General features: G+C 71.8%; 8 protein-coding genes and 1 pseudogene. 6 read left to right on the forward strand and 3 right to left on the reverse strand.

Features of this window, described 5'->3' with window-relative positions; all coding sequences use genetic code 11:
* Positions 1-216 precede the first annotated feature (216 nt).
* Together GTY58_RS10705 and GTY58_RS10710 are read left to right on the forward strand one after the other, a co-directional pair.
* Complete coding sequence (locus GTY58_RS10705) at positions 217-3,021, forward strand: LuxR family transcriptional regulator (protein WP_037647478.1); 2,805 nt, start codon at positions 217-219, stop codon at positions 3,019-3,021.
* A 932-nt stretch (positions 3,022-3,953) separates the two neighbouring features.
* Complete coding sequence (locus GTY58_RS10710) at positions 3,954-4,745, forward strand: serine protease (RefSeq protein ID WP_010983474.1); 792 nt, start codon at positions 3,954-3,956, stop codon at positions 4,743-4,745.
* 150 nt (positions 4,746-4,895) lie between these two features.
* Here the strand turns inward: GTY58_RS10710 and GTY58_RS10715 are convergent, their stop codons facing one another.
* A complete protein-coding gene (locus tag GTY58_RS10715; RefSeq protein WP_078936633.1) occupies positions 4,896-6,134 on the reverse strand; it encodes a winged helix DNA-binding domain-containing protein in 1,239 nt (412 codons plus the stop codon).
* A 147-nt stretch (positions 6,135-6,281) separates the two neighbouring features.
* On the opposite strand from GTY58_RS10715, the gene GTY58_RS10720 reads away from it, so the two are divergent.
* Positions 6,282-7,442: a magnesium and cobalt transport protein CorA gene (locus tag GTY58_RS10720; protein ID WP_010983476.1), complete on the forward strand. Its 1,161-nt coding sequence runs from the start codon at positions 6,282-6,284 to the stop codon at positions 7,440-7,442.
* Between the two features lie 57 nt (positions 7,443-7,499).
* Here the strand turns inward: GTY58_RS10720 and GTY58_RS39555 are convergent.
* Positions 7,500-7,931 (reverse strand): annotated as a pseudogene (locus GTY58_RS39555) (multicopper oxidase domain-containing protein).
* A 109-nt stretch (positions 7,932-8,040) separates the two neighbouring features.
* Positions 8,041-8,316: a hypothetical protein gene (locus tag GTY58_RS39560; RefSeq protein ID WP_010983478.1), complete on the reverse strand. Its 276-nt coding sequence runs from the start codon at positions 8,314-8,316 to the stop codon at positions 8,041-8,043.
* A gap of 267 nt (positions 8,317-8,583) precedes the next feature.
* On the opposite strand from GTY58_RS39560, the gene GTY58_RS10730 reads away from it, so the two are divergent.
* From GTY58_RS10730 to meaB, 3 genes are read left to right on the forward strand one after another with little or no spacing between them, the layout of a single operon-like run.
* Entirely contained in the window at positions 8,584-10,395 is a 1,812-nt protein-coding gene (locus GTY58_RS10730) for a methylmalonyl-CoA mutase subunit beta (RefSeq protein ID WP_010983479.1), read from the forward strand.
* Positions 10,395-12,569 (forward strand): methylmalonyl-CoA mutase, encoded by a 2,175-nt coding sequence (gene scpA / locus GTY58_RS10735; RefSeq protein WP_010983480.1) that lies wholly within the window; start codon positions 10,395-10,397, stop codon positions 12,567-12,569. Before GTY58_RS10730 ends, scpA begins: the two co-directional genes overlap by 1 nt.
* Positions 12,570-12,583: 14 nt before the next feature.
* The gene (meaB, locus tag GTY58_RS10740) at positions 12,584-13,570 is read left to right on the forward strand and encodes a methylmalonyl Co-A mutase-associated GTPase MeaB (protein ID WP_010983481.1); all 987 of its coding nucleotides are present in this window, start codon (positions 12,584-12,586) and stop codon (positions 13,568-13,570) included.
* Positions 13,571-13,593: the final 23 nt, after the last annotated feature.

Genomic DNA, 13,593 nt, shown 5'->3' on the forward strand with positions numbered 1-13,593 from the left:
CCCGACGGCCTCACGGTGGCGACTGCCCGGCGGCTGATTCCGACCGTCCCGCCCTATTTGCACATCTCCGGGGTTTCGTCGTTCATTCATTCGGCACCTCAGTGAATTCCCTTATGCCGTCCACCTGTTATTTCCCTCACCACGCCGTCCGTCCGAATTTCAAAGATTCGTTGCCTAATATTGGCCCGGACACGACACACGAGGGGAGCGGTGACCGTGCGACGGGACTTCAAGGAGCCTGCGAGACCCCGCCCCGACCTGGTCATCGGCCGGGAAGAACTGTTCGCGGGGGCACGCGAGCAGCTCACCCGAGGGGGCAGTGTGCTGGTGCACGGCCCGGCCGGAATAGGAAAGTCGACCATCCTGCGGGCCCTGGTCACCGAATACGGCGAAACGGCGCACACCGTCCTGCGGTGTTCGTCCACCGAGTCCGAATCGCATCTTCCGTTTCTGGCCCTGGCCGACCTCCTCGGTCTGGTCGAGGACGAGGTCCTCGACCGGCTGCCCGCCCCGCAGCGCACCGCTCTGGAGTCCGCGCTGACCGGGCGCGGCGAGTCCACCCTCCAGCGCGACGGACTCGCGCTGCGCCTCGCGGTGCTCTCCACGCTCCGTGTCCTGGCCGCCCGTGGCCCGGTGCTGATCGTCGCCGACGACCTCCAGTGGCTGGATCCGGCCAGCGCCGAACTCCTCGGCTTCGCCGCGCGGCGTCTGGGCGGCATGCCCGTCCAGATGCTCTGCGCGGTCCGTACCGACACCGAACCACAGGGCCAGCAGCACGACCGCTATCTACGCGCGTCCCCGCCGGAGACGCTCGCGGTGCGCGTGAACCCCCTCTCCCGCGCCCAGACCGCCGAGCTCCTCGGCCGTCGCGGCCACACCGACCTGCCCCGTTCGACGGTGCGCGACATCCACCGCACCAGCGGCGGCAACCCGCTGTTCGCGCTGGAGCTGGGCCGCGCGCTGGCCGAGAGCCCCACCCCGCCGAGCCCGGGCGAGCCGCTGCCCGTGCCGACCTCGCTGCGCGCGCTCGTCCTGAACCGGCTGGACATGCTGTCGCCCCAGGCCCGCCGCACCCTGCTCGTCGCGAGCGCCGGAGCACGCCCGACGCTCGCCCTGCTGCACGCCGCGGGCCGCGAGAACGCGGAGGCGGAGACGGCGCAGGCCGCCGCGCTCGGGCTGCTGGTGACGGAACGGGACGCACCCGGCGTACGGTTCGCGCATCCGCTCGTCTCCGCCGCGCTGTACGCGGAGGCGACCGCGCAGGAGCGACGGGCCGCCCATGCCGCGCTGTCCACGGCGGCCTCCGATCCCATCGAGCGGGCCCGGCATCTCGCGCTGGCCACCACCGGGACCGATCCCCGGGTCGCCACCCGGCTCGGGGAGGCGGCGGCGGTCGCCCGGGACCGTGGTGCGCCGTCGGTGGCGGCGGGGCTCGGACTGCTCGCCGCCCGGCACACTCCGGCGGACACCGTGCCGGGCCCGGACGAGCGACGCCTCCAGGCGGCCGAGGACGCGCTGACCGCCGGGGAGACGGATCTCGCCCGGGACATCGCCCGCGAGGTGCTCGGGCGGGCCGGGGGGCCCGCGGACCGGGTACGGGCCTGGATGGTCGTGATCGACGCGGCGGGGCAGGCCATGGCCGAGGTCGACGCCGTCTTCCCGCAGGCGCTGGCCGACGCGGGCGACGATCCCCGGCTTCTCGCCCTGGTGCACTACCAGCTCGCGTGGCGGGCGCTGCTGGTGGAGGGCGAGTTCGACAAGGCCCGCGAGGAGGCCGCCCGGTCCGCGGAGCTGGCCGCGCGCGCCGCCGACCGGCGCGCCGAGCTCCTCGCGCTGGCCTTCCAGGCACAGATGGAGACCCTGATGGGGCACCCGGACGCCCCGGGCACCATCAAGCGGGCGCTCAAGGAGCCGCAGGACCCGCGGGTGGCGTGCGACCACAACGGCGCCGGTGCGGCCCGGTTCCGCTGGCTGATCATGGGCGACCAGCTCGCCGAGGCGCGTACGACGATCAGCGCGCTGCTGCGCGAGGTGCGGCGGCGCGGGATGGTCGAGAGCGAGGTGCACTTCCTGCGGGCGCTCGCCGAGGTCGAACTGCGGGCCGGGCACTGCGGGCGGGCGCTCGACCTCGCCCGGGAGAGCCTCCGGCTGGCGCGGGACACCGGGATCGGCGAGGGCGCCACCGCGATGTTCACCTCGCTCGCGGAGGCCGCGGGCGGCGAGGTGAACCGGGCGCTGACGCTGGCCCGGGAGGCGGTGGGGCGCGCGGAGGAGGACGGTGACCTGGTCTATCTCTCGCGCGCGCTGGGCGCCCTCGGGCACGCCCAGCTCGTGGCCGGGGACGCGGCGGGAGCGGTGCGGTCGCTGCGGCGGGTACGGGAGCTGGAGGAGGGACTCGGGGTCACCGACCCCGCACGGGGGCGCTGGCACGGCGACCTCGCCGAGGCGCTCGTCCGCATCGGGGAACCGGCGGAGGCGCAGGGCTTCATCGACACGACGCGTACCCAGGCGTTGCGGCTGGGGCGCGAGAGCGTGCTCGCGGTGCTGGACCGGGCGGAGGCGCTGGCGCGGGCGGCACGCGGCGAAATCGACGCGGCCACACGGCAGTTGACGTCCGCGCAGGACCGGCTGGCCAAGCTGGGCTACGGCCTGGAGGAGGCGCGGGCCGCCTTCGCCCTGGCCGGCCTGCGCACGCATCGGCCCGGACCGACCTCGTACGACGAGGCGGCCCGGCTGTTCCGCCGCTGCCGCGCCCTGCCGTGGCTGCGCCAGGTGGAGACCGCGACGGTCACCGGGCCCGCCCAGCCGGCCCTCTCCACGGCGGCCCTCGACGCCCTGGCCGCGACGGAACGCCAGGTGGCCGCGCTGGTCATGGAGGGCGCGACCAATCGCGAGATCGCCGCGCGCCTGTTCATCAGCGTGAAGACGGTGGAGGCAACGCTGACGAGGGTCTACCGGAAGCTGGGCATCCGGTCCCGGGTGGACATCGTGCGCCTGGCGGCGGGCGGCCGCCAGGGCTGACTCCGGGGGGTGCCGGGGTTGATTCCCGGGGACGGTCGGGGCTGAACTCCGGCGGCAGCCGGGGCTGACTTCCGGGGACGGTCGGGGCTGAACCCCGGCGGCAGCCGGGGCTGACTTCCGGGGGCAGTCGGGGCCGACTCCCGGAGACGGTCGGTGCTGATTCCCGAGGGCGGCCGCGCCGACTCCAGCGGCAGCCTCGCCGGCTCTCGACGGCAGCCATGGCTGATTCCCGAGGGCGGCCGGGGCCGACTCCGGCGGCAGCCAGGGCCGACTCCCGGGGGCAGCCGGGCCGACTCCAGCGGCAACCTCGCCGGCTCTCGGCGACAGCCATGGCCGACTCCCGGAGACGGCCGGGGCTGACTCCCGGGGGCAGCCGGGCCGACTCCAGCGGCAACCTCGCCGGCTCTCGACGGCAGCCAGGGCCGACTCCCGGAGACGGCCGGGGCCGACTCCGGCGGCAGCCGCCCGCCGCTGGGGCGGACCCGGTCGGCCAGGGGTCACGCACGGGCGGGCCTGCCCGGCGCGGTCCGGCGCAGTCCGCCGCGGTCCGGCGTAGGGACCGTCTCGGCCCTGCCCGCGTCGGAGGCGCTGCGCGGCTCCTCGTCCGGCGCGCGTCGCGGACCCGGCCGGTGGAGCCCGCCCCGCGGAAACGGCGCCTGCGGTGTCGACTCGTGGATTCCGGCCAACAAACCGCCGCTCGCCACCCCGCACCGCGCAGTCCCGGCCCATTGCGATCCGGGCGGGTTTACGCGCGGAGACCGAGGGTTTTCCCTGCCCAACTCCCTTAGGGGCTTCCCTCATTGGAGGGGCGACCGCCGGCTTCTAGCGTAAGGGCCGTGCCGCTCGCTCGGGCACACGGAGCCGGTCCCGCGGCCCCGTGAACCACCCCCCACCCGCGCGTCCCCCCACCGGCAACACTCCTGAGGAGACTCATGTTCGGGCTCAATCGCGCAAAGAAGACCGCCGCCGTAGTCGCCGCCACCGCTGCCGCCGCGGCGACGGCTCTGCTGGCCGCCCCGGGCGCCGTCGCCGCCCCCCAGCCCATCGTCGGCGGCTCGACGACCACGACGACCGCGTACCCGTTCATGATGCAGATCACGGACGCCTCGCAGAACCAGTTCTGCGGCGGCACCCTGGTCTCGGCCACCAAGGTCGTCACCGCCGCCCACTGTATGGTCGGCGAGACCACCAGCAGCGTCCGCGTCGTCGGCGGCAGAACGTACCTCAACGGCACGAACGGCACCGTCAGCAAGGTCAGCAAGATCTGGATCAACCCCGACTACACGGACGCCACCAACGGCGACGACGTGGCCGTGCTGACCCTGTCGACGTCGATGTCGTACACCCCGGCGTCGTACGTCTCGTCGTCCCAGACGAGCATCTACGCGACCGGCGCCACCGCCCGCATCATAGGCTGGGGCACCACCTCCGAGAACGGCAGCTCCTCCAACCAGCTGCGCACCGCGACCGTCCCGATCGTGTCCAACACCAGCTGCGCCAGCTCCTACGGTTCCGACTTCGTCGCCAGTGACATGGTCTGCGCCGGATACACCTCCGGCGGCGTCGACACCTGCCAGGGCGACAGCGGCGGCCCGCTGCTCATCGGCGGCGTCCTGGCGGGCATCACGTCCTGGGGCGAGGGCTGCGCGGAGGCCGGCTACCCGGGCGTCTACACCCGCCTGACGACCTTCTCGAGCCTGGTGACCGCGCAGGTCAACTCGTAGTCACCGATGAACTCCTGAGCACCCCTCAGGTAAATACCAGGGGGCGTTGCGGGCCACCACGAGCGGCCCGCAACGCCCCCTATCCATCTGTCCATCGGCCTCCATCGTGCCGATGGCCCTCTTCGCGTCGGTGATCCGCGGTCCTTGACCTCATGCCCGTACGACGGTCCCGAACCGGATGTCGTACGAGTTCGTGCCGCCGGCCATCACCGCGAGCGTCCGCTCGCCCTCCTGAACCACCTCCTGCCGCTGCGCCCTGGTGAGCGTGCCGAAGGGCTCGATGGTGAGGGCGTCCTCGTCCAGCCGCCAGACGCCCGCCAGGAAGCCGTCGACGAGGAGCGTGCAGTACGCCTGGTTCCCCGCCCAGGTACGGCCCTTGAGGTCGGCGGGCACCACGCGGGTGCGGTCGGCGTGGGAGAGGAGCAGGTTGTCGAACTCGGGCAGGAAGCGGGGCGGCGCGGGGGTGTCGGCGGCCGGGCGGGGCGCGTCCGGGAGGTCGAAGAGCTCGACGCCGGTCTCGTCGCGGAAGGTGACGAGCTGCGGGCGAAGGCGCTCGAAGGCGTCCCGCAGCCGGGTCAGACCCGCCCAGGTCTGCATGTCCTTGACCGACGCGGGACCGAAGGCGGCCAGATAGCGCAGCACGGTGGAGTCGGGCGCGGGGGCAGGCCCGGCGGGACGGCCGAGCCAGTGCTCGGCGGTGGTGAGCGCGACCTGACCGCTCCTGCCCCACAGACCGCGCGGGGTGACCTGGACGAGCGGGAGGCGGCAGCGCGCGGCGACGGCGAGGGACTGCGGGTCCGCGTCCGGCCACTCCACGAGCAGGGCCTCGCGGAGCTGCTTCATCGTGCGCGGCTCGGTCTCGACGAGCTCGCGGCTGACGGCGGTGAGCCGGTCGAGGTCGACGCCGGCGAGTCCCTTGCGGAAGTAGTTCAGTTCCCGGTCGCGGGCGGCCTGCACCAGCGGGCGCAGGGTGAGGCAGTCGTCGGCGGTGTGGGTGTGGATGGTGGAGCGCATGGTGACGATGCGGACGACCTCGCGGTCGGCCATGAGCCGTGACAGCGCCTCGGGGGTGAACCCGTCGAGGCGGGCGGCGAGGGCGTAGTACGGCGGCTTCACGTTCTGCGCCTGGAGCCCGAGCAGGTGCTCGACGGCGTCCTTCGCGGACAGGGGCGCGCGGCGCAGCAGGAGCTGGCGGTCGAGGGTGGCGCGGTTGAGGGCGCGGGGGGTGAGCACGGGAGCGGCCGCGGCGGCACGGGAGGCCTTGGGCGCCTTGGACGCCCTGGCCTTGGACGCCGTGGCCGCCGTGGCCGCCGTGGCCGCCGTGGCCGCCGTGACATGGGATGCCGTGACCTGGGACGCCGTGGCCTTCTGCGAGGTGCTCTTCGTCATGCCGCGCACGCTAGCGGGGCTTGCGGACACCTTCTGTCCGCAACTCCGACCGGATACCGCGCTCACCGGGCACGCCGAGGCCGTTTGCCCCGTATATCCTGCTCCGTGATCACCACAGACGTACGTTCGAGACGGGAGGCAGCCGCGATGTCCGAGCGACGCGCCCGCCCAGCTTCGAAGAACGGCAGGAAGTCCGCCTGGCGCCGGGCCCTGAACCCGCCCGCGACGCCGCCCGCCGAACCTCCGGCGGGCGGCCCCGACGCGCCGGCCCCGGAAACGGCGGATGCGGCCAGCGTCGTACAGGCGACCCTGTACCGCGACGGCGTACGCGTCTCCTCGCCCGCCTCCCTCGCCGACACGTTCCGGGAGCTGCGCGACGAGCCGTCCGGCATGGCCTGGATCGGCCTCGCGCGCCCCACGGAGTCCGAACTCCTTTCCCTGGCCGAGGAGTTCGATCTGCATCCGCTCGCCGTCGAGGACGCGATGGAGGCACACCAGCGGCCGAAACTGGAGCGCTACGGCGAGACGCTCTTCGTCGTCCTGCGGGCCGCCCGCTATCTGGACGCGCCGGAGGAGGTCGACTTCGGCGAACTCCATGTCTTCGTGGGCCCGGACTTCGTGATCACGGTCCGGCACGGCGCGGCCCCCGACCTGTCGGCCGTCCGCCGCCGTATGGAGGAGACGCCGGAGCTGCTGAAACTGGGGCCGGAGGCGGTGCTGTACGCGATCCTGGACGCGGTGGTCGACGGCTATGTGCCGGTGGTGGCCGGTGTCCAGAACGACATCGACGAGATCGAGACGGAGGTCTTCCGCGGCGACCCGGCCGTCTCCCGCCGCATCTACGAACTCTCCCGCGAGATGGTCGAGTTCCAGCGCGCCACCCGCCCCCTGGTCGGCATGCTGCACAGCCTGATGGCGGGCTTCGCCAAGTACGGCACGGACGAGGAACTCCAGCGCTACCTCCGGGACGTGGCCGACCACGTCACCCACACCAGCGAACGCGTCGACGGCTTCCGCCAGGCACTGGCGGACATCCTGACGGTGAACGCGACCCTGGTCACCCAGCAACAGAACGCGGAGATGCGGGCGTTGGCGGAGGCAGGGTTCGAGCAGAACGAGGAAATCAAGAAGATCTCGAGCTGGGCAGCGATCCTCTTCGCCCCCACGCTCGTCGGAACCATCTATGGCATGAACTTCGAGCACATGCCCGAGTTGGGCTGGAGCTTCGGATACCCCTTCGCGATCGGCCTGATGGGGCTGGTCTGCGTCAGTTTGTACGTGATTTTCAAGCGGCGGGGCTGGCTCTGAGCCCCTCGCACCCCGCTCAGTTCTCCCTTCGAGAATCACCACGCCCCTTCGAGACGGTCACTTGTCGGTCTGGAGTACCGCCATCATCCCCGCGTCCTCATGGTTGAGGATGTGGCAGTGCAGGACCGTCCTGCCCGGATAGTCGAGGAACCGGATACGGATGACCGTGTTTCCGCGTGGCGGGACGTCGGCGGTTTCCTACAAGCCGTAGTTGACCTGCGGCTTGCCGTTGATACGCATCACCTGGAAGTCGTTGGTGTGGATGTGGAACGAGTGGGACTCGTCGCTGTCGTTCTTGATCGTCCATTCCTCGACGGTGTTGAGCCTGGCCCGGAAGTCGACGCGGCCGTGGTCGAACTGCTTGTGGTTGATGTAGAAGAGCGTGCCGGCCTTGTTCTCCGTGAAGATGACCGTCTCGCGTCCCGCGACGGCCTCCTTCCCGAGGTCGTCCACCGGGGCGAAGGCTGTGGGCAGGGCCGCGAGCCGCATCGGTTCGCCCTCGGTCCGGACCGTGGCCAGTGTCGCCCGGGGGAACTGGTTTCCGGCCTTGCCGCTGGTGTACGGCGACGATGTGGAACTCGGTGCCCGGCAGCGTCACTTAGTAGAGGATGTTGGCCCCGATGTTCCCGAGTCGCCACAACTGGGTCTCGCCGGGCCTGATCCGGATCCGTGGGTTGAGCTGCCCGTTGACGGTGCGTGTCGTGGGTGCACCGATCTTGAGCTTCGTGGTCTTGATCTGGTCGCCCACGAGTTGGAAGTCCTTGAGCGCGACGACGTGTTCCGTGATCCCGCGGAGCGGCGCGGGCAGATACTCGTCGAGGCCGTCGACCACGATCAGGCCGGCCATGCCACCGGCGGTCCGGGCGGCGGACAACGTGTGCGGGTACGGGTGATACCAGTACGTTCCCGGCTCCAGGCTCTTGGAGAAGGTGTACTCGTAGGTGAACGTCTTCCCCGGCTCGATCTTGAGGAGGACGTTGTCCGAATCCCCGTGCTGCCGCAGTGCCGCGGTCCCGTAGTACGGATTCCGCCCGGGGTCCGTAGTACGGACTCCGCCCGGGGATCAAGGTCAACAGGAAGAGGGCAAGGTCACAGCCATGACCTCTGCTGCTCCTTTGTCCGTCTGCCCTAACATCCGAGCATGACGGTCCTGCCTGACGACGGGCTTTCGCTGGCCGCCGAGTTCCCTGATGCGACCCTTGAGCAGTGGCAGCGCCTCGTGGCGGGCGTACTGCGCAAGTCGGGCAAGGAAGTCTCGGACACGGCAGCCGAGGAAGCTCTGTCCACCGCGCTGGAGGACGGCCTCGCCAGCCGGCCTCTGTACACGGCGCGCGACTCCGCGCCCGATCCCGGCCTTCCCGGTTTCGCCCCCTTCGTCCGCGGTGGCCGCGCCGAGGGGAACACCACCGGCGGCTGGGACGTACGGCAGCGGCACTCGGCCGCCGACGGCGACGCGGTGCTCGCGGACCTGGAGAACGGCGTCACCTCACTCTGGCTGGTCGCCGGCGCGGGCGGAATCCCTGTGCCCTCGCTCGGCCGGGTCCTCGACGGCGTCTACCTCGACCTGGCGCCCGTCGCCCTCGACGCGGGAGGTGACACCGAGCCCGCCGCGCGCGAGTTGCTGCGGCTGTACGCGGAGCGGGGTGTCGCCAAGGAGGCGGCGCGCGGCAATCTGGGTGCGGACCCGCTGGGCCACGAGGCCCGTACGGGAGACGAGCCGTTCGACTTCGCGCCGGTCGCCGGCCTCGCGCGGTTGTGTGCCGAGGAGTACCCGGGGCTGCGCGCACTGACCGTGGACGCGTTGCCCTACCACGAGGCCGGTGGCTCCGCCGCTCAGGAGCTCGGCTGTTCGCTGGCGACCGGCGTCGCCTATCTGCGGGAGCTGACCGCGGCCGGCCTCTCGGTCGAACACGCCTGCGGGCAGCTGGAGTTCCGGTACGCCGCCACCGCCGACCAGTTCCTGACCATCGCCAAACTGCGGGCGGCCCGCAGGCTGTGGGCACGGGTCGCCGAGGTGTGCGGGGCGCCGGGCGCGGGGGCGCAGGTGCAGCATGCCGTGACCTCGCCGGTCATGATGGCGCGCCGCGATCCGTGGGTGAACATGCTGCGTACGACGGTCGCCACCCTGGCGGCCGGGGTCGGTGGCGCCGACGCCGTCACGGTGCTGCCCTTCGACCACGCCCTCGGCCTTCCCGACGCGTTCGCCCGGCGGATCGCCCGCAACACCTCGACGATCCTGGTCGAGGAGTCGCATCTGTCGAGGGTGATCGATCCGGCGGGCGGCTCCTGGTACGTGGAGCGGCTCACCGACGAACTCGCCCACTCGGGCTGGGAGTTCTTCCAATGGATCGAGCGGGAGGGCGGCCAGGCGGGGGCCCTGCGCTCGGGCCGGCTCGGGCAGGACCTGGCGAACACCTGGGCGGCGCGGAGCGCGAAGCTCGCCGAACGACGTGAGCCCGTGACCGGGGTCAGCGAGTTCCCGAGTCTCGCCGAGCGCCCCGTGGAGCGCGCGCCCGCACCCGCCTCTCCGTCCGGCGGCCTCCCCCGGGTGCGGCGCGACGAGGCGTACGAGACGCTGCGCGCCCGCTCCGACGCCCACCTGGCGGCGACCGGGTCCCGGCCGCGGATCTTCCTGGCCGCCCTGGGTCCCGCCGCCGCCCACACCGCCCGTCTCGCCTTCGCCTCGAACCTGTTCCAGGCCGGTGGCATCGAGCCCGTCACGGAGGGCACGTTCGAGGACAGCGGTGCCACCGAGGTCTGTCTCTGCTCCAGCGACGCGCTGTACGAGGAGCGGGCCGCGGAGGTCGCCGGGGCCGTCAAGGCGGCAGGCGCCAGGCATGTGTTCCTCGCCGGCCGTCCCGGGCGGTACCCCGGTGTCGACAGCCATGTCTTCGCGGGCTGTGACACCGTCGCCGTACTCTCCGCCACCCTCGACCGTATGGGAGTGTCCTGATGGGAATCCCCGACTTCGCCGGGATCGAGCTGGGCACGCCCACCGCCTCCGGCGGCCCCGACGAGTGGCGTACGGCCCTGAAGAAGGCGACCGGCGGCGACGACCTCCTCTGGGAGACCCCCGAGGGCATCACGGTCAAGCCTCTCTACACCGGGCAGGACGTCGAGGGCCTGGACTTCCTGGGCACGTACCCGGGCATCGCCCCGTATCTGCGCGGCCCGTACCCGACGATGTACGTCAACCAGCCCTGGACCATCCGCCAGTACGCGGGCTTCTCCACCGCCGAGGAGTCCAACGCCTTCTACCGGCGCAACCTGGCGGCCGGCCAGAAGGGCCTGTCCGTCGCCTTCGACCTGCCCACCCACCGCGGCTACGACAGCGACCACCCCCGCGTGACCGGTGACGTCGGCATGGCGGGCGTGGCCATCGACTCGATCTACGACATGCGGCAGCTCTTCGACGGCATCCCGCTCGACAAGATGACCGTGTCGATGACGATGAACGGCGCCGTGCTGCCCGTCCTCGCGCTCTACATCGTGGCCGCCGAGGAACAGGGCGTGCCGCCCGAGAAACTGGCCGGGACCATCCAGAACGACATCCTCAAGGAGTTCATGGTCCGCAACACCTACATCTATCCGCCGAAGCCGTCGATGCGGATCATCTCCGACATCTTCGCCTTCACGTCGCAGCGGATGCCGCGGTACAACTCCATCTCCATCTCCGGGTACCACATCCAGGAGGCGGGCGCGACGGCCGACCTGGAGCTCGCGTACACGCTCGCCGACGGCGTGGAGTACCTGCGGGCCGGCCAGGAGGCCGGCCTGGACGTCGACGCCTTCGCGCCCCGGCTCTCCTTCTTCTGGGCGATCGGCATGAACTTCTTCATGGAGATCGCCAAGATGCGGGCCGCGCGCCTGCTGTGGGCGAAGCTGGTCAAGCAGTTCGACCCGAAGAACGCCAAGTCCCTCTCTCTGCGCACCCATTCGCAGACCTCCGGCTGGTCGCTGACCGCGCAGGACGTGTTCAACAACGTGACGCGTACGTGTGTGGAGGCGATGGCGGCCACCCAAGGCCACACGCAGTCCCTGCACACCAACGCGCTCGACGAGGCGCTCGCGCTGCCCACCGACTTCTCGGCGCGCATCGCCCGCAACACGCAGCTGCTGATCCAGCAGGAGTCGGGCACGACCCGGGTGATCGACCCGTGGGGCGGCAGCGCGTACGTCGAGAAGCTGACGTACGACCTGGCGCGCCGGGCCTGGCAGCACATCGAGGAGGTCGAGGCGGCGGGCGGCATGGCGCAGGCCATCGACGCCGGTATCCCGAAGCTCCGGGTGGAGGAGGCCGCGGCCCGCACCCAGGCGCGGATCGACTCCGGGCGCCAGCCGGTCATCGGCGTGAACAAGTACCGCGTCGAGACCGACGAGAAGATCGACGTCCTCAAGGTCGACAACTCCTCCGTCCGCGCCCAGCAGATCGAGAAGCTCCGGCGGCTGCGCGCGGAGCGCGACGAACAGGCCTGCCAGGACGCGCTGCACGCCCTGACCCGCGCCGCCGAGGGCACCGGCAACCTGCTGGAGCTGGCCGTGAACGCCGCCCGCGCGAAGGCCACCGTCGGGGAGATCTCCGACGCCCTGGAGAAGGTGTACGGGCGGCACGCGGGGCAGATCCGTACGATCTCCGGTGTGTACCGCACCGAAGCAGGCGAGTCTCCGTCCGTCGAGCGCACCCGTACGCTCGTGGGCTCCTTCGAGGAGGCCGAGGGCCGCCGTCCGCGCATCCTGGTCGCCAAGATGGGCCAGGACGGGCACGACCGCGGCCAGAAGGTGATCGCCACCGCCTTCGCCGACCTCGGCTTCGACGTCGACGTCGGCCCGCTCTTCCAGACCCCCGCCGAGGTGGCCCGCCAGGCCGTGGAGGCGGACGTGCACATCGTCGGCGTCTCCTCGCTGGCCGCGGGGCATCTGACCCTCGTACCGGCGCTGCGCGAGCAGCTCGCCGAAGAGGGGCGCGAGGACATCATGATCGTGGTCGGCGGGGTGATCCCACCGCAGGACGTGCCGACCCTGCTGGAGATGGGCGCGGCAGCCGTCTTCCCGCCCGGCACGGTCATCCCCGACGCGGCGTACGACCTGGTGACGCGGCTGGCCGCCGATCTCGGACACGACCTCTGAGCCGAATGAGCCCCATGGCGATCGACCTCGACAGCTATGTGAAGGGCGTACTCGAAGGGAAGCGGGCGCAGATCGCGCGCGCCATCACCCTCGTCGAGTCCACCCGGCCCGATCACCGTTCCCTGGCACAGGAGTTGCTCACCGAGCTGCTGCCGCACAGCGGCCAGGCGAAACGGATCGGGATCAGCGGTGTGCCCGGGGTGGGCAAGTCGACGTTCATCGACGCGCTCGGCACCATGCTCACCGGCCTCGGCCACCGGGTCGCGGTCCTGGCCGTCGACCCGTCGTCGAGCCGGACCGGCGGTTCGATCCTCGGCGACAAGACCCGGATGGAGCGTCTTGCCGTCGACCCCGCGGCCTTCGTACGCCCCTCCCCCACCGCCGGCACCCTGGGCGGGGTCGCCAAGGCGACCCGCGAGTCGATCGTGGTGATGGAGGCCGCGGGCTACGACGTCGTCCTGGTCGAGACGGTGGGCGTGGGACAGTCGGAGACCGCGGTCGCGAACATGGTCGACTCCTTCCTGCTGCTCACCCTCGCCCGTACCGGTGACCAGCTGCAAGGCATCAAGAAGGGGGTGCTGGAGCTGGCCGACGTGATCGCCGTCAACAAGGCGGACGGGCCGCACGAGCGCGACGCCCGCGCCGCGGCACGGGAGTTGGCGGGCGCACTGCGCCTGATGCACGGCGCCAACGCCGCCTGGACCCCGCCCGTGCTCAGTTGCAGCGCGCGCGACGCGGTGGGCCTGGACACGGTGTGGGAGCGCCTCGAACAGCACCGCACGCTCCTCGACTCGACCGGCCGGCTCGCCGCCAAGCGCCGCGACCAGCAGGTCGACTGGACCTGGACCATGGTCCGCGACGAACTCCTCGGCCGCCTGCACGCCGATCCGGCCGTACGGACCCTCGCGCCTTCCCTCGAACAGCAGGTGCGGGACGGCGCGTTGACGGCCACGCTCGCCGCCGAGCGCATTCTGCGGGTGTTCGGCGACGGGGTGCGGTGAACCGCCGGAGGGCCGACGTCCGC

The organism is Streptomyces sp. SID5469, assembly GCF_009862865.1.
GTDB classification, from domain to species: Bacteria; Actinomycetota; Actinomycetes; order Streptomycetales; family Streptomycetaceae; genus Streptomyces; species Streptomyces avermitilis.